We start from the raw sequence: 19461 nt of genomic DNA on the forward strand, positions 1-19461 counted from the left end.
TGTAGAAAGTGTGACCACAGCACCACAGCACCACAGCACCACAGCACCACAGCACCACAGCACCACAGCACCACAGCACCACAGCACCACAGCACCACAGCACCACAGGTTTTTTCTGCTTTTCCTCGGCACTCGCTACTCGCAAACCCGCCACAACACCTCTGCCTTTTCTCGTTCCTCGCAAACTCGGCTCCTCGTCCCTGCTCTTTCTCGACACTCGCCGGCCCACCTCTTCGCTTCCTTCCCCTGCATATTGTTGTATGTTTGAACAGTCGGTGCCAAATGCATGGAAAATCGCAGAAAAGGCGTTGACGTGTTGGTTTAGGGACGTATAATCCGACCCCGTAACGTCAGTTACGTGATGCGCCCTTAGCTCAGTTGGATAGAGCACGTGCCTTCTAAGCATGTGGTCGCAGGTTCGAATCCTGCAGGGCGCGCCATATTCCATAAAAAAGCCAGCCTCGTGCTGGCTTTTTTGTATCTGCATGTTTTGACGCTATCATTTCTTTCTCTCACCACGCGCCATTTTGTCCGTCCTTTTTTCTGCTTAAATTTCCATCACCCAGTTCGGGCGACTCGTCGCCATTGCGTGAGGTAAAAAACAACAATCGGCAGATTAATACAGCGAATAATTCAGCTCAGGGTCAAAAAATCGTAAAAGGACGCGAATTTTTTAATCTTTACACTTGTAAATGGAATTTTTGCCCCTATCTTGTGTGAAAGGTTTGATTGCGGTACGGCCAGTCTGTCTCGACGGCAGGGCTGATGACCGTTATAATACCGCGTTTTAATTTCTGTCTCGGCAACAAATACGTAGCAAAGAGCAGAAATTATCAGAATTAAGGCGTTATGGTTTTGGCGTGGTAGCCAGCCATAACACGAAAGGATGCCACCGTCAGTACGACTGATCGGCAACATCACTCAGAGAACACTGAGTAAGTTTTGAGGTTAAATATAATGCAAGTTACCGTTGAAACCACTGAAGGTCTAGAACGCCATCTAACTATCACAGTTCCAGCTGCAAACATTGAAAACGCTGTAGCTGCTGAGCTGAAGAAAATTGCTAAGAATCGTCGTTTCGATGGTTTCCGTCCAGGTAAAGCACCGATCAAAATGGTTGCTCGTATGTTTGGCGCATCTGTACGTCAAGACATCCTAGGTGAAGTGATGCAGCGTCACTACATCGAAGCAATCGTAAAAGAGAAGATCAACCCAGCAGGCGCACCTACTTTCACTCCAGTAGAAATCGCTGAAGGTAAAGACCTAGTTTTCAAAGCATCTTTCGAAGTGTTCCCTGAAATCGAGCTGGCTAACCTAGACAAAATCGCTGTTGAGAAACCAGCAGTAGAAGTGAAAGATGCTGACGTTGACGGCATGCTAGACACACTACGTAAGCAGCAAGCAACTTGGAAAGAAGTTGAAGAAGCTGCAGTTGCAGACAGCCGCGTAACTATCGATTTCACTGGTTCTATCGACGGTGAAGAATTCGAAGGCGGTAAAGCTGAAGGTTTCGCACTAGCAATGGGCCAGGGTCGTATGATCCCAGGTTTCGAAGACGGTATCGTAGGTAAGAAAGCAGGCGAAGAGTTCACTGTAGAAGTAACTTTCCCTGAAGAATACCACGCTGAAAACCTAAAAGGTAAAGCAGCTTCTTTCGCTATCAAACTACACAAAGTTGAAGCACAAGAGCTACCTGAGCTAACTGAAGAGTTCGTTGCTAAGTTCGGTATCGAAGACGGTTCTGTTGAATCTCTGAAAGCTGAAGTACGTAAGAACATGGAGCGTGAGCTGAAGCAAGCTGTTAAAGGCCGCATCAAAGATCAAGTACTAAACGGCTTGGTTGAGCAGAACGACATCACTGTTCCTGCAGCGCTTATCGAACAAGAAATCAACGTTCTACGCCAGCAGGCGACTCAGCGTTTCGGCGGCAACGCTCAGAACGCACCAGAACTTCCACGTGAACTGTTCGAAGAACAAGCTAAGCGTCGCGTAGTTGTTGGTCTACTTCTAGGTGAAGTGATCAAGTCTGAAGAGCTAAAAGCAGACGAAGAGCGCGTTAAAGCAATCATCGCTGAAATGGCTTCTGCATACGAAGATCCAACAGAAGTTATCGCTTACTACGAGAAGAACGAGCAGATGATGAACAACATGCGCAACGTTGCTCTAGAAGAGCAAGCGATTGACGCACTGTTGGCAAAAGCTCAGGTAACTGAGAAAGAAGTTAGCTTCAACGAGCTAATGAACCAGCCAGCTGCTTAATTGACTGAAATTACTGCAAAGATTTGACTTTACTTCAAATCTTCTGCTAACAATGGTCCGTGTGAGAGTAATTTCATTCGGGCCATTTATTTTAGGGAAATAACGTTATGAGCTACCAAGAAAGAAACGCCATGTCGCCAATCTTAGATGCGCTGGTTCCTATGGTGGTCGAGCAGACTTCGCGTGGTGAACGTTCTTACGACATCTATTCCCGACTACTAAAAGAGCGTGTGATTTTTCTGACCGGTCAGGTGGAAGATCATATGGCCAACTTAGTTGTTGCGCAGCTATTGTTCCTTGAATCAGAAAACCCAGACAAGGACATCTTCCTTTACATCAACTCTCCGGGCGGTTCTGTAACTGCAGGTATGTCTATCTATGACACCATGCAGTACATCAAGCCAAACGTGAGCACCGTATGTATGGGTCAAGCATGTTCAATGGGTGCCTTCCTGCTTGCTGGTGGCGCGAAAGGTAAGCGTTACTGCCTGCCAAACTCTCGCGTGATGATTCACCAGCCACTGGGTGGTTTCCAGGGACAAGCATCGGATATTCAAATCCATGCTCAAGAAATTTTAACGATCAAGCAACGCCTGAACGGCCTTCTTGCAGAACATACAGGTCAGCCTCTTGAAGTGGTTGAACGCGACACCGATCGTGATAACTTTATGTCTGCAGAGCAAGCCGTAGAGTACGGTTTGGTCGATGCAGTTTTGAGTCAGCGTAACTAATTAGTGTTGTTGCCGTGCTTGGCCAGACCGCGCGAAGCACGGAGCAAAACAACCTGAGATGTTATACACTCAAAACAAGGCAATGATGGGGTAACACCCGAAAAGAGGTTAGCGAATGACAGATAAGCGAAAAGAGAGCGGTAGTGGAAAACTGCTGTACTGCTCTTTCTGCGGTAAAAGTCAGCACGAAGTTCGCAAGCTGATTGCAGGCCCTTCTGTGTATATTTGCGATGAATGTGTTGATTTGTGCAACGACATCATTCGTGAAGAAATCAAAGAAGTAATGCCAAAGCGCGATGGCAGCGAGCTTCCGACACCACAGCAAATTCGTAAAAACCTGGATGAATACGTTATTGGTCAAAACCATGCGAAGAAAGTGCTAGCGGTAGCGGTATACAACCACTACAAGCGTCTTCGTAACGGCGATACCAACAGTGAAGGGGTTGAACTGGGCAAGAGTAACATCCTGCTTATCGGCCCAACCGGTAGTGGTAAAACCCTACTGGCTGAAACACTGGCTCGTATGTTGGATGTTCCATTCACCATGGCCGACGCAACCACGCTAACGGAAGCGGGTTATGTGGGTGAAGATGTGGAAAACATCATCCAGAAGCTACTGCAGAAATGTGATTATGATGTCGCTAAGGCTGAGCGCGGTATCGTATACATTGATGAAATCGACAAGATCTCTCGTAAATCAGACAACCCATCGATCACGCGTGACGTGTCCGGTGAAGGTGTACAGCAGGCCTTGCTGAAACTGATTGAAGGGACCGTGGCGTCGGTACCACCTCAAGGTGGCCGTAAGCACCCGCAGCAGGAATTCCTGCAGGTTGATACATCGAAGATCCTCTTCATCTGTGGTGGCGCATTTGCTGGCCTGGATAAAGTGGTTGATCAGCGTGTGGCAACCGGTACCGGTATCGGCTTTGGTGCGGATGTGCGTTCTAAAGATCAATCACGTACGTTGAGCGATCTGTTCGAGCAGGTGGAACCGGAAGACTTGGTCAAGTACGGCTTGATCCCTGAGTTCATTGGTCGTCTGCCTGTGACAGCGATCCTGAACGAACTGGACGAGGATGCCCTTGTTCAGATCCTGCGTGAGCCGAAAAACGCACTGACGAAGCAATATGCCGCGTTGCTTGAGCTTGAAAACGTTGAGCTTGAGTTCCGTGATGACGCCCTTGTGGCGATTGCGCGTAAAGCAATGGAACGTAAAACAGGTGCCCGTGGCCTACGTTCTATAGTGGAAGCTGTGTTGCTGGATACTATGTACGAACTGCCATCGGCAGAAGGTGTCAGCAAGGTTGTGATTGATGAATCAGTGATTAAAGGCGAATCGGAGCCACTACTGATTTACGCAAACACCGAAAACCAAGCAGCAGGTGCTGAGTAATTTCTGCTCATAACGTGCAAAAAAAAGGAGGCTTATGCCTCCTTTTTTATTTTCTGTTAGCTATCCCGTTGAATCTTGCGCCCTTGCCCCCATATACTCAATAAAGAGATTGAACGGAAGAGAGAATAATATGAACCTGGAGCGTTCGGAACGCCTTGAGATCCCCGTTCTACCACTGCGAGATGTGGTGGTCTACCCGCACATGGTTATTCCATTGTTTGTAGGCCGGGATAAGTCAATTCGCTGCCTTGAAGCCGCGATGGATGACAACAAACAAATTTTGTTGGTGGCGCAAAAAGAAGCCGCGACCGACGAGCCTTCTATCCACGATTTGTACAATGTCGGTACTGTAGCGACCATTTTGCAATTGTTGAAACTGCCAGACGGTACGGTAAAAGTACTGGTTGAAGGTCAGCAGCGTGCCAAAGTGGACAACCTGCGTGATGACGAATTCTTCAGTGCCGAAGCCGAGTTCCTGGTCACTGAAGAGATGGATGAGCGTGAGCAAGAAGTCCTGGTACGTACGGCGATCAACCAGTTTGAAGGCTTTATCAAACTGAATAAGAAGATCCCGCCGGAAGTACTGACGTCACTTAATGGCATCGACGAAGCCGCGCGCTTAGCGGATACCATTGCGGCGCACATGCCATTGAAACTGGCTGACAAACAGAAAGTACTGGAAATTGTCGATGTGACGGAACGTTTAGAGTTCCTGATGGCGATGATGGAATCTGAAATTGACTTGCTACAGGTGGAAAAACGCATCCGTGGCCGTGTCAAAAAGCAGATGGAAAAGAGCCAGCGCGAGTATTACCTTAACGAGCAGATGAAAGCGATCCAGAAAGAACTGGGTGAGCTGGATGATGCGCCGGATGAATTCGAGTCTTTGAAGATCAAGATCGAAGAATCAAAAATGCCGGCCGAAGCACGTGAGAAAACTGAGCAAGAACTGCAAAAGCTGAAGATGATGTCTCCGATGTCAGCAGAAGCCACCGTGGTTCGCGGCTACATTGATTGGATGCTGAGCGTGCCATGGCACAAGCGTTCAAAAGTGAAAAAGAATCTGGCGAAAGCCGAAGAAGTGCTGAATGCGGATCACTACGGTCTGGATCGTGTGAAAGAACGCATTCTTGAGTACTTAGCGGTACAAAGCCGAGTGAACAAGCTCAAAGGCCCGATTCTATGCCTTGTGGGTCCTCCGGGCGTGGGTAAAACCTCTCTCGGTCAGTCCATCGCAGCGGCGACAGGGCGTAAGTACGTCCGTATGGCGCTGGGTGGTGTGCGTGATGAAGCGGAAATCCGTGGTCACCGCCGTACCTACATCGGTTCGATGCCGGGTAAGCTGATCCAGAAGATGGCAAAAGTGGAAGTGAAGAACCCACTGTTCCTGTTGGATGAAATCGACAAGATGTCTTCTGACATGCGTGGCGATCCGGCTTCAGCCCTGCTAGAGGTGTTGGATCCTGAGCAGAACAGCGCGTTCAACGATCACTACCTGGAAGTGGATTACGACCTGTCTGACGTGATGTTTGTGGCGACGTCGAACTCCATGAACATTCCGGGTCCGCTGCTTGATCGTATGGAAGTGATCCGTTTGTCGGGTTACACCGAAGACGAGAAACTGAACATTGCCAAGCGTCACTTGCTGGGCAAGCAAATTCAGCGTAACGGTCTGAAGCCAAACGAAATTGAAGTGGATGACTCTGCACTGCTGGGCATCATTCGTTACTACACCCGTGAAGCGGGCGTACGTAGCCTTGAGCGTGAAGTGTCGAAACTGTGCCGTAAAGCGGTGAAAGAAATTCTGCTTAACCCAACCACCAAGAAAGTGGTGATCAATCAGGACAACCTGAAAGAATACCTGGGTGTGCAGCGCTTTGATTACGGTAAAGCAGAAGACAGCAACCGCATTGGTCAGGTTGTGGGTCTGGCATGGACAGAAGTGGGCGGCGATCTGCTGACCATTGAAACTGAATCGATGCCGGGCAAAGGCAAACTGACGTACACCGGTTCGCTGGGCGATGTAATGCAGGAGTCGATTCAGGCGGCAATGACGGTCGTACGTACACGTGCAGAGCGTCTGGGTATCGCACCTGACTTCTACGAAAAACGTGATATTCACGTACACGTACCGGAAGGGGCGACGCCGAAGGATGGTCCAAGTGCGGGTATCGCTATGTGTACCGCGCTGGTTTCTAGCCTGACAGGTAACCCTGTGCGTGCTGATGTGGCCATGACCGGTGAAATTACCTTGCGTGGTGAAGTGTTGCCAATCGGTGGTTTGAAAGAGAAACTGCTGGCTGCACACCGTGGTGGTATCAAAACGGTACTGATCCCGAAAGAAAATGAGCGTGATCTGGAAGAGATCCCAGATAACGTGATTGCTGATTTGGAAGTGTGTCCAGTCCGTTGGATTGATGAAGTGCTCACCATTGCACTGCAGAATAATCCAACAGGTATTGAACTGGTCAACACCCAAAACAGTGATATGCAGCAAAGTTAAAGTATGAAAAAACGCTTTCAGGGACAAAATCCTTGTCAGCGTTTTTTTGTGTCGTTATAAGTGGGTCTAATTTGCCGTTAGCTCAATAATATCAACGCTTCCCCGTATCAGGGCGCAGTGTGCTGATAGAATTAGGCCTGATATATTTTTGTGTTCGTTGGACTGGGTCATAGCAGTGAAAATGACGGCCAACGAATGGCGTTCATAGAGAGGATGAGACCGTGAACAAAACTCAATTAGTTGATAAAATTGCTGAGAATGCCGATATTTCAAAAGCGTCTGCAGGACGTGCTTTAGATGCATTCATCGAAGCCGTGTCAGATAGCTTGAAGGCAGGTGATTCAGTCGCACTTGTTGGCTTTGGTACGTTCTCTGTACGTGAGCGTGCGGCTCGCACAGGCCGTAACCCACAGACAGGCGCTGAGATTCAGATCGCAGCGGCGAAAGTACCTGGCTTTAAAGCGGGTAAAGCACTGAAAGATTCGGTAAACTAACCGTTGGGCATTGCCCGCCAGTTTGTGTGAACAAACAAGCATTCCGGTTGTCCTAACAGCGACTTGGATTGAACAAAGGGCGCATCCTGGAGATGCGCTTTTTTTACTTTGCATTCGTGTGAATTGTGACGCTAAGACGTTGTAATCACATTGAAGCCAAGCTGAATATTCTCGGCATGATGTGCCGAAAAACGCATTAGAACCGTGAGCTTGGTATTACCACGCCAGATCGAATCAGTAGGAGATACGGCAAATTATGATGGAGCGTATGCGCGAAGGCGCAAGCAGCATTTGGGTCAAGATCATTCTTGGCTTAATTATACTTTCTTTTGTTTTTGCTGGTGTGGGCGGCTACCTTGCAGGTAGTGGTCAGCAAGTGGCGGCAAAGGTCGATAGTCATGAAATCACTCAGCGTGAATTTGACATGGCTTACCAGAACGAACGTAACCGCATGCAAGCACAGTTGGGTGAGTCTTTCTCAACCCTGATGGGTGATCCGGCTTATGTGCAGCAGTTCAAGCGTAGCGTGTTGGATCGTATGGTCAATGACCTGTTGATCGAACAGCGTGCTAACGATTTGGGTCTGCGTATCAGCGATGAGCAAATTCGTGCAACGATTTTGTCGATGCCTGAATTCCAGCGTGACGGTAAGTTTGATAACGAACAGTACAATGCATTGCTACGTCGTGCAGGCCTGACGCCTGACATGTTTGCAGAATCAATGCGTACAGACATGCTGCGTCAGCAGTTCCTGTCAGCGATTCAGGGTTCAGACTTTGCATTGGCAAACGAACTGACTGCATTGACGAAGCTTGAGCAGCAGCAACGTGAAATTCGTACGCTGTCTTTGGATCTCGCGACATTTACCCAAAATGCGCAAGTGACCGACGAAGAAGCGAAAGCGTTCTACGAAAAGAACCCGCAGCTTTACACGCGTCCTGAGCAGGTTGTTGTTTCTTACGTTGAATTGTCTGGCGACAAGTTGAAAGAGACCCTGTCTGTTTCTGATGCTGACGTGAAAGCGTACTACGACGAGAATCCAGCGAAGTTTGGCTCTGCCGAGCAGCGCCAGGTGAGCCACATTCTGGTTGAAGGCAAGAGCGACGAGTCTAAAGCGAAGGCAGAAGCGATTCTGGCGAAGCTGAATGACGGTGCGGATTTTGCTGCACTGGCGAAAACAGACTCTGACGACACGTTCAGCGGCAAAGAAGGCGGTAAGCTGGATTGGTTTGAGCGTGGCGTGATGGATCCTGCGTTTGAAGAGGCAGCATTTGCTTTGAACAAAGGCCAGATCTCTGGTGTCGTAGAATCTGATTTTGGTTACCACATCATCAAGCTTGATGATATTAAGCCATCAAAAGTGAAGCCATTTGCGGATGTACGTGACGACATCATTGCTGAACTGCGTGAGCAGCGTGCAGCAACGGCGTTTTACGACAAGCAGACCGAGCTAGCAGAGAAAGCGTTTGAAGTACCAGGCACGCTGCAAGATGCGGCAGAGGCGATTGGTGAAACAGTACATACCACTGACTTTATCTCTGAAGCGGATGCACCTGAACTACTTCGTACGCCTGCAGTGATGGATGCGCTTTCTAGCTCAATCGTGCGTGATGACGGCGAAAACTCAGATGTGATCGAAGTGGGTCCTGAGCATGTTGTTGTGGTACGTGTTGATGACAGCCGTCCTGAAGTGGTACTGCCATTTGATGAAGTGTCAGCGCAAGTTAAGCAACAGTTAGCAATGCAAAAAGGCGAAGCGGCAGCACAGGCGAAAGCGGATGAGATCATCGCTGAGCTACGCAAAGGCAACACGGACATCCTGACTGCAGAAGGTCTAAGCTTCTCTGCACCTGAAACCATTGCGCGTATTGGCTCTGATCGTATGATCGCACAAGAAGCCTTCAGCATGGCGAAACCAGACGCCGATAAAGCGGTGTACGGTGTAACACGTGATGCAGCAGGTAACGTGATGATCATTGCGCTGGATAAAGTGATTGATGCGAACGTGACAGACGTTGCACCAAACAGCCAGCTTGCGATGCAGCTAGCGCAGATGTATGCCCAGCAAGATGTGATGGCAACACTGCAAGTGCTACGTGACACCGCAGAAGTGTCATACCCAGCAGAAGAAGACGAAGCTGCAAATTAATTTGTAACTTATACGTTTATAGACGGGCCGCCTTGTGCGGCCCGTCTTTTTTTGTGCCTTTCATCCGTGCAAGCGCTTTACTCTCTGTGCTCATTCCTTCAGCGTATGGGTGATCTGTGCGGTTTTGCATAATGCACCCGTGCAGACCTTCGATTTGATTATAAGGACGAACAGATGAAAAATGTATTTGCTGCGATGGGATTAGCGTTACTGATGGGGATGGCGACGCCGGGTATGGCGGCGGAGAAAGCGGCAGAGCCCGTAACGGCAGCCGTCGAAAAAGCGGTAAAAGAAAGTACGAAAGTTGATAGCCATGAAGGCATCGTGATCACCGTGAACATCAATACCGCAAATGCAGAAGAACTGGACAAATTGCTGCTGGGTGTTGGGCCGGATAAGGCCGCCAAAATTATTGAGTATCGTCAGGCGAATGGCTTTTTTGATACACCAGAAGCACTGTCAAACGTCAAAGGGATCGGTGCGGCTACAGTGGAAAAGAACCGTGAGCGCATTCAGTTATAAACTGAGCACGCTGAGCGTTAATGAATACACGGAAAAGAGCGCATCACGCGCTCTTTTTGTCTTTTAGCGAGAGCGGATTTTGTGCCAGATCAGAGGAAGTATCGCTAACAGTACGCCGCCGATGAGTCCGGCAAGATGCGCTTCGGTTGCCACCCGCGCCTGAATCAAGTTCGCTGAAAGGGCTGATGCGCCAAAGATCTGCTCGTGTAAGACTTTCAGGATAATGCCAGCCAGCATGACGTAGCCCAATTTATCTTTGGCGGTGATATCTCGGCAGGCTCCCCATGCGAACAGTCCATGCAGCACGCCGGATAAGCCCGCATAATTGTGCATGGGTGAGCCCAGCAGGCAGATCCCGACAAATAACGATAAGCTGAGCAATACGGTTGTCAGGCGCATCGCCGTTAAATGGGCACGAAAGATAAAGGTAATGATTGCCAAGGCCACTGTGTTCATTATCATGTGGGGCCAATTGGTGTGGGTGAAGTTACCGGTGATCAGCCGCCACACCTCTCCATGCGCAATGGCATCCCGTTGCCAGAACAGCGCAGGCTCTATCGCAGGCAATTGTGCAAGGGCGATCAGAGCGACAATAAGAATGACAGAGAAACGAATAGACAAGGCCACCTCGATGAGTCGATATTGTGAACAGTGCGGAAAAGCCAAGCCAGCATGTATTTGTGGCTGGATCCAAGTGATTGATGCTAAAACCGAACTGTGGATTTTACAACACCCTTCAGAGGTTAAACGTGCCATCGGTACGGCCCGTATCCTGACCTTGTCGTTACCCAATGCCAAACTGTGGGTCGGAGAGGACTTCTCAGATCATGACGCCATCAATCAACTGCTAGCCGATCCACAGCGAGAAGCCTGGGTCATTTACCCGGGTGAAGACGCCACGCCCATCTCGCAGTTAGCGCAAGGGGTAGCGGCATCGAATACCACACCATCAACTGAAACAGGCGACGTGGGTAAAGCCAAAATCCGTACGCTGATCCTGCTTGATGGTACCTGGAAGAAAGCCTACAAAATGTGGCAACTCTCCGAGAACCTGCATGGGTTACCGACGGTCGCATTAGATAACGCCGATAACGGTAATTATCGCATCCGTAAGTCACCGAAGGCGCAAGGGGTCTCAACTGTTGAAGCCGGATACTTAGCCCTGATCGCCTTAGAAGGGCCGGAGAGCGAAACCCGCTTTGCTCCCCTTCTGGATGTGTTCAACAAGATGATTGAATACCAAATTCAGCAAATGCCGGCCGGGGTGTTTGAGAAGAATTATTTGTCGTAGGGGGAGTGCAGGGCAAAGATGGTCCTGTGGTCCTGTGGTCCTGTGGTCCTGTGGTCCTGTGGTCCTGTGGTCCTGTGGTCCGAATTCTATCCCCTTTAGCAAAAAGAGCAGGTACTTTCGCACTTGCTCTTTCCATAGAACCTTAGGGCCAAAGGGCCGCTCTTGCTTTTCCGCTCATCTAAAACTGCCCATCCAAACCAACACCTGTCGCGGCGGTTGGGTGGAACAGGGTGCTATACAAACGCTGGGCAAAGCCGTCGGTCATGCTGGAAATATAATCGGCAATCACGCGGTGGGCGTTGTCGCCCTGCTCGTGGGCAGTACGCCAGCGCTCGCGGGTGTGTTCGGGCAGCAGTCGCTCAGGATCAGCGGCAAAGGCTTCAAACAGTTCCATTACCAACTGCTGACCCTTGTATTCCAGTAATTGAATGGCGGGCTTTTGCACGACGTACAGGCTGACAAACTGCTTGAGCACGTTTAACACCTGCTCCATGGGTTCACTCAAAAACGCGTTCCACTGTAACAGTGGGCTGTCGAAGGCATCCACACCGTTTTGCAGTGTAGGGGCAATGTGAATCGACGTCAGCAAGGCGTTAACCATCGCGCCAATCGCATCTTTTCGTTCATGATGGGTGCCAAATAACTGATCACTGAGCAGCGAAATGCGCTCTTCAATCCACGGCTCACCACAATCAGCCAGTTTGCTGGCGACCGCTTCCTGCCATTGTTCGCGGGTGACAATCCCCATCACAATGGCATCTTCCAAATCATGCACGCCGTAAGCGATGTCATCGGCCAGTTCCATGATGGAGCAATCCAGCGATTTAAAGCGCGTTTTGAGATGCTCCGTCGCACAGTGACGTTCCGCCCGCATGGTGCTAAAGAGCGCACGGTCATGCTCACTCAGTGGCGCCAGTACCCAGTCAAAGGTATCGCTGTCATCGCTGTAAATGCCTTTGGCCGGATGCCAGTCTTTGGCTTTCAGGTGACGGAAGTTAGCCACATCCGAAGGTTGTTCGGTCGCTCGGGTGTCATTGATGAAGGCTGGGTATTTCAGTAGCCCCAGCAATGTGCGGCGTGACAAGTTCATGCCAAACTGCTCGGTGTATGGCTCAAGGTGGCTGACAATGCGGAATGTCTGGGCATTGCCTTCAAAGCCGCCGTGATGACGCATCATGTAATTCAAGGCCACTTCACCACCATGACCAAACGGCGGATGACCAATGTCGTGCGCCAAGCACAGGCTTTCCATCAGGCTGGTGGACGGCAGTAAATCACGAAAATCCGGTTGATTGATTTTCAGTTGGGCAACAATGCCGGTACCAATTTGTGAGGCTTCCAGCGAGTGGGTCAGGCGGGTGCGATAGAAGTCGTGGTGTCCGGCGCCGTGCACTTGTGTTTTTGCCTGAAGGCGACGAAACGCGGCAGAGTGCAGAATGCGGGCACGGTCGCGTTGAAAGGCAGAGCGGTGATCGTTACGCCGCTCTTTTTGTTCATTGCTTTTGCGGGCTTCCCATAGACTGTGGAAATCCGGCTCAAGAGTAAAAGAAGGCATTAGCTGATTTCATCCAAGGTCAGGTTGAAGCTGTCGACAAACGTAGCAAGGAAATATTCCATCTCCGGGGTTGAGCGTTCAGCCAGCGTGTTATCGAGGTTTTTCTTGGCAGAGGTAAATTCATGGTTGCCCACGCTCAACTCTTCGAGGCATTTCAGGTAGGCACACAGGCTGTCTGCCTGTTTGACGATGGCATAGTCGTCCGGATCAATGCAGTGGCTGTCGAGAAGGGGAGCGTAATCGTCACGGAATTCTTCCGGCAGCATCGACAGCAATTTTTGTTCAGCAGCCAGCTCAATCTTTTTGTATTCCTGCGCGATAGCCGGATTGTAATACTTGATAGGGGTGGGCATATCACCGGTCAGTACTTCGCTGCAGTCATGGAACATGCCCAGCAGGGCGATACGCTCGGGGTTGGTGTTGCCGCCAAACTTACGGTTTTTGATCAGGGCTAACGCATGGGCGACAAAGGCCACCTGCAAGCTGTGTTCAGAGATGTTTTCCGTTTCCACACAGCGCATTAACGGCCAGCGTTGGATCAGCTTCATGCGGGCGAGATGGGCGAAAAAATGGCTTTGTTTCATTAGGTTGCTCTCAAAAAAGGTCGAGATACTTCAAGGCAGAAGCAATGTTATAAAGGTAACAGACTTTTGCCGTGACCGAGTACCTCTATTTTTTCCGCATCGCGGGGGGAATAAACACGTACAAAAAAGCCCCAGTCATAAGACTGAGGCTGTGTGTTTGCTTGCGGTGATTACTGACGGTAAGAGTGCAGGAAGCGCTCTAGTCGGCCCATGGCCAATTCTAAATCGTCGACACGCGGCAGGGTCACAATACGGAAGTGATCCGGCTCTTTCCAGTTAAAGCCCGTTCCGTGCACGATCAGCACTTTCTCTTGCTGCAGGAAGTCCAGTGCCATACGCTGATCATCAACGATGTTGAACTTCTTCTGATCCAGTTTCGGGAACAGGTACAGCGCGCCTTTCGGTTTCACACAGGACACACCCGGGATCGACGTCAGCAAGTCGTACGCTTTATCACGTTGCTCCAGCAAACGGCCGCCCGGCAGGATCAGTTCGTTAATGCTCTGGTAGCCGCCCAATGCGGTTTGGATGGCGTGCTGCATCGGTACGTTAGCACACAGACGCATAGACGACAGCATCTCCAAGCCTTCGATGTAGCCTTTGGCCGGCAGTTTCGGGCCAGACAGCATCATCCAACCCGCACGGAAACCACACACGCGGTACGACTTGGACAGACCGTTGAAGGTAATACAGAATACATCCGGTGCCAGTGGGGCGATGGATGTGTGCTGTGCGCCTTCATACAAAATTTTGTCGTAGATCTCATCAGCAAAGATGATCAGCTTGTGCTGACGGGCTATTTCTACCACTTCTAACAAGAAGTCACGGCTATATACCGCACCGGTCGGGTTGTTCGGGTTGATCAGTACAATACCACGAGTGTTCGGGGTGATTTTGCTGCGAATATCATCCAGATCCGGATACCAGTCAGACTGCTCATCACAGGTGTAATGCACGGCGTTACCGCCAGACAGAGATACCGCTGCCGTCCACAGTGGGTAATCCGGAGACGGCACCAAAATTTCATCGTTGTTGTCGAGCAAAGCCTGCATCGCCATCACGATCAATTCAGAGACCCCGTTACCGATGTACACATCTTCCACATCGATATCCAGCATGCCGCGTTTCTGGTAATGCTGCACAACCGCTTTACGGGCAGAGTAGATACCTTTGGAGTCACAGTAACCCTGTGAGGTCGGCAGGTTGCGGATCACGTCAACCAGGATTTCATCAGGGGCATCGAAGCCAAACGGAGCCGGGTTGCCAATGTTAAGTTTGAGGATTTTCTGTCCTTCTTCTTCCATGCGTTTGGCATGTTTCAGAACGGGACCTCGAATGTCGTAGCAGACATTATTGAGTTTTGATGACATCCCGATGTTGTGCATTTCCTGTAATCCTGATCTGTTTCAAGTGTATGACCTCAAATTACACTATAAAACCGTGAAAAATAAACACCCAACAGGAAAAAATAGTGAAAAATAGTTATTTGTATAATTAAATTCTAGATTGGCAGGTTGATTTCGCTACTGACAGGAAAAAATGAGGGGGGTTTCCCTCTTAACCCAGAATAAAATATTACAATGAAAGGAATTGCTGCGAATTTCAGCGTTCTTTCTTGCGGCCTAAGCAGCGGTTTGACGCAGGGGATATACTGAGGGATTTAGCGGGATGCGAAGTAAGGCGTTGGACAAAAAGCAGTAAAATATACGTTTGAAGCATTTGGACATCGTCGTGACAGATAATCACACGATTGTGATGAGATATGAAGATTCGTGTTGAGTCATTACTTTATTAGTCAGAATACGAGTTCTGGGGTAGAATACCCCATTCATTATGGGGTGGGTGACGGAATCGCCTGTACCACGCCATAAGGGTAGAAATATGCTAAATGATTAGCACTGTTACAATCAGCCAGGGACGAGCCTTTGAAAGTGCTTAAGAGCTGAGTGAGGTTACCTTGACCGCGTTACAAAAAGCCGTTGAGTTCTTAATTAATAAAATTCAACAATCTGCAGCTACAACTCAACGATTAACGGTAAAGCTGGAACTGCCGGCGAACACCGACCTGATAGACTGGATGGAATCTCAACCCTTGTTTCCAAAGTTCTACTGGCAATCACGCGATAGCCGGGAAGAAGTGGTTGCACTTGGTCAAATCCGAACCTTTACTGATCCGAAAGCGGCTGAACAGGTACTTGACACTGAACAACGTATCTGGGGCGGGCGCTCCTTTGACGGTCGTACACACCGAAATCAGCGTTGTTTATCCTCTTTCTTTTTTCTGCCGGTATTAGAAGTCAGCCGTGTTGACGGTGACTGGCAACTGGCGGTGAACCTGTCTGACGAACACCGTCAAAAAGTGCTGGATGGACTGGCACAGATCTCCGCTGACAGCGCGGAAGTACCCGCGATCACCAGTAAAATTCTGGGACGCCGTTACTCACCGGATTTTTCAGGCTGGTCACAGATGATCAGCAACGCGCTGGATGCCATTTCCAACAAAGTGTTTGAGAAAGTGGTGCTTGCGCGTAAAACCACCCTGACATTGGATGCCCCTGTGTCACCGGCGCAATTGCTAAAAGCCAGCCGCAGCCGTAATCACCACAGCTTTCATTTCATGATGGCCATGGATGCCAAACATTGTTTTGTCGGGTCGACGCCTGAGCGTTTGTTCTTGCGCCAAGAGCGCGATTTACACACCGAAGCGGTGGCCGGTACCACAGGCCGTGGGGCAAACGCAGAAGAAGATGCGAATCTGGCACAATGGCTGCTGGATGATAGCAAAAACCGTTACGAAAACCGCCTGGTGGTGGATGACATTGTCAGCCGCTTGGTCCCGCGTTGCAGCAGCATGAATGTGGCGCAGACGCCGGAGCTGATCCAACTGCGCAAAGTGCAGCACCTGAAACGCGGGATTGATGCCCAACTGAATGATCAGGTTTACAGTGCCGAGCTGTTGGAAAGCCTGCAACCGACTGCTGCCATTGCCGGATTACCCCGTGATGAGGCACTCGCGTTCATCAGCGAAAATGAACCGTTTGCCCGAGGCTGGTACAGTGGTGCGGTGGGCTTTTTGAGCGGTAACCGCAGTGAATTCTGCGTGGCGATCCGCAGTGCCTTGATCATGGACGGTGAAGTCCACCTGTTTGCGGGAGCGGGCATTGTGCCGGGCTCAACGGCAGACAGTGAATGGAAAGAGCTGGATCGTAAAACCTCAACCTTGTGCAGCCTGCTGGCCAGCGAAGAAGGCGAGTGGGAGCGTAAAACCGCATGAATGCTGTGATGTCATCATCCAAACTGTATCGTGCCGCCCTGAACCAATTGTGGGCGGGTCTGATGCTCGAAGAGCTGACCCGTTTGGGTGTCAAACACATTTGTATTGCGCCGGGTTCGCGCTCGACACCATTAACCTTGGCTGCCGATCGTAATGACAAGCTGACCATCCATACCCATTTTGATGAACGGGGTCTGGGCTTTATGGCGCTGGGCTTAGCGAAAGCGACCGATGAGCCGGTTGCGGTGGTGGTGACCTCAGGTACAGCGGTGGCGAACTTGTTGCCGGCGGTGGCAGAAAGTGGCTTAACCGGCGAAAAGCTGGTGCTGCTGACCTCTGACCGTCCGGATGAATTGATCCAGTGCGGAGCCAATCAGGCCATTCGTCAGCACGGTATTTTCTCTGATCACGTTACGGCGTTTCAGGCTATCCCTTCACCGACATTAGATATTGCCCCAACCTGGTTGGTGTCTACTGTCGATAAAGTCATGTATCAGCAGCACCAGCAGGGTGGCGCGGTACATTTTAACTGTCACTACCCTGAGCCATTGTATGGCGATGCGGCCGACTTTTCTGAGTACCTTGCACCGCTTGCCCATTGGCAGACGCAGTCACAGCCGTACACCGTCTATCACGATGCGCGTATGAGTGAGAGCGTTGCGACACCGGCACAATGGCCGGATGTACTGCATGAAAAAGGTGTGATCATCGCCGGTCGATTAGCACCGGATGCCTTTGCCGATGTACAAGCCTTGGCGGCGCATTTGGGCTGGCCATTGCTGGCAGATCCGCAAGCCGGTGGCAGCAGTGAATGGGCCGGGTTTGATGTGTGGCTGCAAAATGAAGATTGCCGTGCCCAATTGGCACAGGCCAATGTGGTGCTGCAGTTCGGTGGTCGTTTAGTCTCAAAACGTTTAGGCCAATACGTTGATCGTGGTGATTGGCAGCACTACTGGCTGGTGGACCCATTAGCGGTGCCGCTGGACCCAAGTTTGCGCTGTACCCTGCGTTTGCAGGCACCGGTCAATACCTTTGCCCATGCCCTGAAAAAAGTGGCACTGGAAGAAACTGTGACACCAGCCGCTTTTGGTTGGGCTGATGCCTTAAAAGGTGCGTCACAGCGTTATTTGTCAGCGGTGAAAACCCAATATACGGCGCTGAGCGAGTTAAGCTTGGCGGCGAACATGATGGATTGGGTACCCGAAGAGACCGCATTGTTCTTGGGGAACAGCCTGATTGTCCGTTTGCTGGACATGTGTGGCACTTTGCCGCACACCGCGACGTTTGCCAACCGTGGCGCGTCAGGTATTGATGGGCTGATTGCGACAGCGGCAGGGGTACAACAAGGCCGCAAGCAACCGCTACTGTGTGTGCTGGGCGATACTTCACTGTTATACGATTTAAACTCGCTGGCGCTGTTGCGTGCGAGCAAACAACCGGTCGTGGTGTTGGTGACCAACAATGACGGCGGCGCGATTTTCGATTTGCTGCCGGTACCCGATGGACAGAAAGACGCCTTGTACCGCATGCCCCATGGCTTAGATTTTGTGCATGCAGCAGCCATGTTTGGGTTGCGTTATGTCCGTCCAACCACTCTGGCAGAGGCCGAAATGGCTTGCCGTGAAGGGTTTGCATCGACGGGGCCGACCTTGATTGAGATTCAAACACCGGCGGGTGAGAGCGGGGAACACCTGAAAGCCTTATTCGCCGAGGTGCGCAATGCGGCTTTACTCTGAGACCTACGGCGATCGCCAGACGAGTGCTGATAAGCCAACCTTGGTGTTTCTGCATGGCCTGTTAGGTTCGGGTCGAGACTGGCGCTTGGTGATTGACCAACTGGCATCGCAGTATTTTTGCCTTGCGGTGGATCTGCCCGGCCACGGTCAAAGTGCTCATGCTCTAGTAGGCCAGGCTCAGGCAGGCCAGGCTCAGGCAGGCCAGATTCAGGCGGGCCAGATTCAGCAGGGTCAGGCTCAAGCGCTGACGGCATCTGGCCTGACGAACGTGGATAACGGCGATAGTGCGGCGAATGTGAATGCCGATGGCTTTGCACACACGGCTCACTTGATCATGGCAACGCTGCAGGCAAGAAACCTCCGCGATGTTGTGCTGGTAGGCTACTCGTTGGGCGCGCGCGTGGCGATGTCCCTCGCGTGTCAGCTCGCTCAGCGAGAAGCAGAACCGTCTCTGGATCAAGAGCGTGATTCGTCATCCCCGTGTTTGGTCGGAATGGTGCTTGAAGGCGGCCACTTTGGTCTGCCGGACGATGAACGTGCAGCGCGTTATGCCAATGATTGTCGCTGGGCCAACCGCTTTGTCCAGGAGCCGATGGCGCTTGTCTTGTCTGACTGGTATCAGCAACCCGTTTTTGCGTCTTTGACCGCTGAACAACGTCAACGGCTAGTGCAAAAACGCAGTGATAACCAAGGCTCGGCGGTAGCACACATGCTATTGGCCACCTCCTTGGCCAAACAACCTTTCTTACTGCCTCAACTGACGGAATGTCCCCATTCTGTGCATTATCTTTGCGGTGAGAAAGACACAAAATTTACGGCACTGGCCGCCCGTTCCGGGTTGGCGGTGACAGTGATTGCTGATGCGGGCCATAACGTGCACGTCGAGCAGCCACTGGCCTTTGCCCGCGCCGTACAGGATTATCTCGAGCACATATTGTGACTCAACGTTTAAGCAAGGTGGATTGTT

The 19461-nt window shown here is 50.7% G+C and carries 15 protein-coding genes and 1 tRNA gene; 12 read left to right on the plus strand and 4 right to left on the minus strand.

Annotation, left to right across the window (positions count from 1 at the left end; all coding sequences use genetic code 11):
* The first annotated feature begins 363 nt into the window (after nucleotides 1-363).
* The 8 genes from ABT58_RS17245 to ABT58_RS17280 all read left to right on the plus strand — a co-directional run bounded on the left by ABT58_RS17245 (nucleotide 364) and on the right by ABT58_RS17280 (nucleotide 10054).
* A tRNA-Arg gene (locus ABT58_RS17245) sits at nucleotides 364-440 on the plus strand.
* 517 nt (nucleotides 441-957) lie between these two features.
* The gene (gene tig / locus ABT58_RS17250; protein WP_047875689.1) at nucleotides 958-2259 is read left to right on the plus strand and encodes a trigger factor; all 1302 of its coding nucleotides are present in this window, start codon (nucleotides 958-960) and stop codon (nucleotides 2257-2259) included.
* A gap of 107 nt (nucleotides 2260-2366) precedes the next feature.
* The gene (clpP, locus tag ABT58_RS17255; protein ID WP_047875690.1) at nucleotides 2367-2990 is read left to right on the plus strand and encodes an ATP-dependent Clp endopeptidase proteolytic subunit ClpP; all 624 of its coding nucleotides are present in this window, start codon (nucleotides 2367-2369) and stop codon (nucleotides 2988-2990) included.
* A 115-nt stretch (nucleotides 2991-3105) separates the two neighbouring features.
* On the plus strand, nucleotides 3106-4386 hold the full coding sequence (gene clpX / locus ABT58_RS17260) for an ATP-dependent protease ATP-binding subunit ClpX (RefSeq protein ID WP_047875691.1): 1281 nt from the start codon (nucleotides 3106-3108) through the stop codon (nucleotides 4384-4386).
* A 130-nt stretch (nucleotides 4387-4516) separates the two neighbouring features.
* Complete coding sequence (lon, locus tag ABT58_RS17265; protein ID WP_047875692.1) at nucleotides 4517-6889, plus strand: endopeptidase La; 2373 nt, start codon at nucleotides 4517-4519, stop codon at nucleotides 6887-6889.
* 221 nt (nucleotides 6890-7110) lie between these two features.
* The gene (gene hupB, locus ABT58_RS17270; RefSeq protein ID WP_047875693.1) at nucleotides 7111-7383 is read left to right on the plus strand and encodes a nucleoid-associated protein HU-beta; all 273 of its coding nucleotides are present in this window, start codon (nucleotides 7111-7113) and stop codon (nucleotides 7381-7383) included.
* Between the two features lie 256 nt (nucleotides 7384-7639).
* Complete coding sequence (gene ppiD / locus ABT58_RS17275; RefSeq protein WP_047875694.1) at nucleotides 7640-9532, plus strand: peptidylprolyl isomerase; 1893 nt, start codon at nucleotides 7640-7642, stop codon at nucleotides 9530-9532.
* Nucleotides 9533-9706: 174 nt separating this feature from the next.
* Nucleotides 9707-10054: a ComEA family DNA-binding protein gene (locus ABT58_RS17280; RefSeq protein ID WP_053063129.1), complete on the plus strand. Its 348-nt coding sequence runs from the start codon at nucleotides 9707-9709 to the stop codon at nucleotides 10052-10054.
* A gap of 63 nt (nucleotides 10055-10117) precedes the next feature.
* Here the strand turns inward: ABT58_RS17280 and rrtA are convergent, their stop codons facing one another.
* A complete protein-coding gene (rrtA, locus tag ABT58_RS17285; RefSeq protein ID WP_047875695.1) occupies nucleotides 10118-10675 on the minus strand; it encodes a rhombosortase in 558 nt (185 codons plus the stop codon).
* Nucleotides 10676-10685: 10 nt separating this feature from the next.
* Between rrtA and ABT58_RS17290 the strand changes: the two genes are divergently transcribed.
* Complete coding sequence (locus tag ABT58_RS17290) at nucleotides 10686-11345, plus strand: tRNA-uridine aminocarboxypropyltransferase (RefSeq protein WP_047875696.1); 660 nt, start codon at nucleotides 10686-10688, stop codon at nucleotides 11343-11345.
* Between the two features lie 178 nt (nucleotides 11346-11523).
* Here the strand turns inward: ABT58_RS17290 and ABT58_RS17295 are convergent, their stop codons facing one another.
* From ABT58_RS17295 to ABT58_RS17305, 3 genes are all read right to left on the minus strand, one after another.
* Nucleotides 11524-12900: an anti-phage deoxyguanosine triphosphatase gene (locus tag ABT58_RS17295; RefSeq protein ID WP_047875697.1), complete on the minus strand. Its 1377-nt coding sequence runs from the start codon at nucleotides 12898-12900 to the stop codon at nucleotides 11524-11526.
* On the minus strand, nucleotides 12900-13484 hold the full coding sequence (yfbR, locus tag ABT58_RS17300; protein ID WP_047875698.1) for a 5'-deoxynucleotidase: 585 nt from the start codon (nucleotides 13482-13484) through the stop codon (nucleotides 12900-12902). Before yfbR ends, ABT58_RS17295 begins: the two co-directional genes overlap by 1 nt.
* Nucleotides 13485-13654: 170 nt before the next feature.
* Entirely contained in the window at nucleotides 13655-14869 is a 1215-nt protein-coding gene (locus ABT58_RS17305) for a pyridoxal phosphate-dependent aminotransferase (RefSeq protein WP_047875699.1), read from the minus strand.
* 572 nt (nucleotides 14870-15441) lie between these two features.
* Between ABT58_RS17305 and ABT58_RS17310 the strand changes: the two genes are divergently transcribed.
* Genes ABT58_RS17310 through ABT58_RS17320 form a run of 3 tightly spaced genes read left to right on the plus strand, consistent with a single transcriptional unit; the run spans nucleotide 15442 to nucleotide 19434 of the window.
* A complete protein-coding gene (locus ABT58_RS17310) occupies nucleotides 15442-16758 on the plus strand; it encodes an isochorismate synthase (protein WP_047875700.1) in 1317 nt (438 codons plus the stop codon).
* A gap of 8 nt (nucleotides 16759-16766) precedes the next feature.
* Entirely contained in the window at nucleotides 16767-18494 is a 1728-nt protein-coding gene (menD, locus tag ABT58_RS17315) for a 2-succinyl-5-enolpyruvyl-6-hydroxy-3-cyclohexene-1-carboxylic-acid synthase (RefSeq protein ID WP_229821600.1), read from the plus strand.
* Entirely contained in the window at nucleotides 18478-19434 is a 957-nt protein-coding gene (locus ABT58_RS17320; protein WP_047875702.1) for an alpha/beta fold hydrolase, read from the plus strand. Before menD ends, ABT58_RS17320 begins: the two co-directional genes overlap by 17 nt.
* The last annotated feature ends 27 nt before the right edge of the window (nucleotides 19435-19461 follow it).

The organism is Photobacterium aphoticum, assembly GCF_001029435.1.
GTDB lineage: Bacteria > Pseudomonadota > Gammaproteobacteria > Enterobacterales > Vibrionaceae > Photobacterium > Photobacterium aphoticum.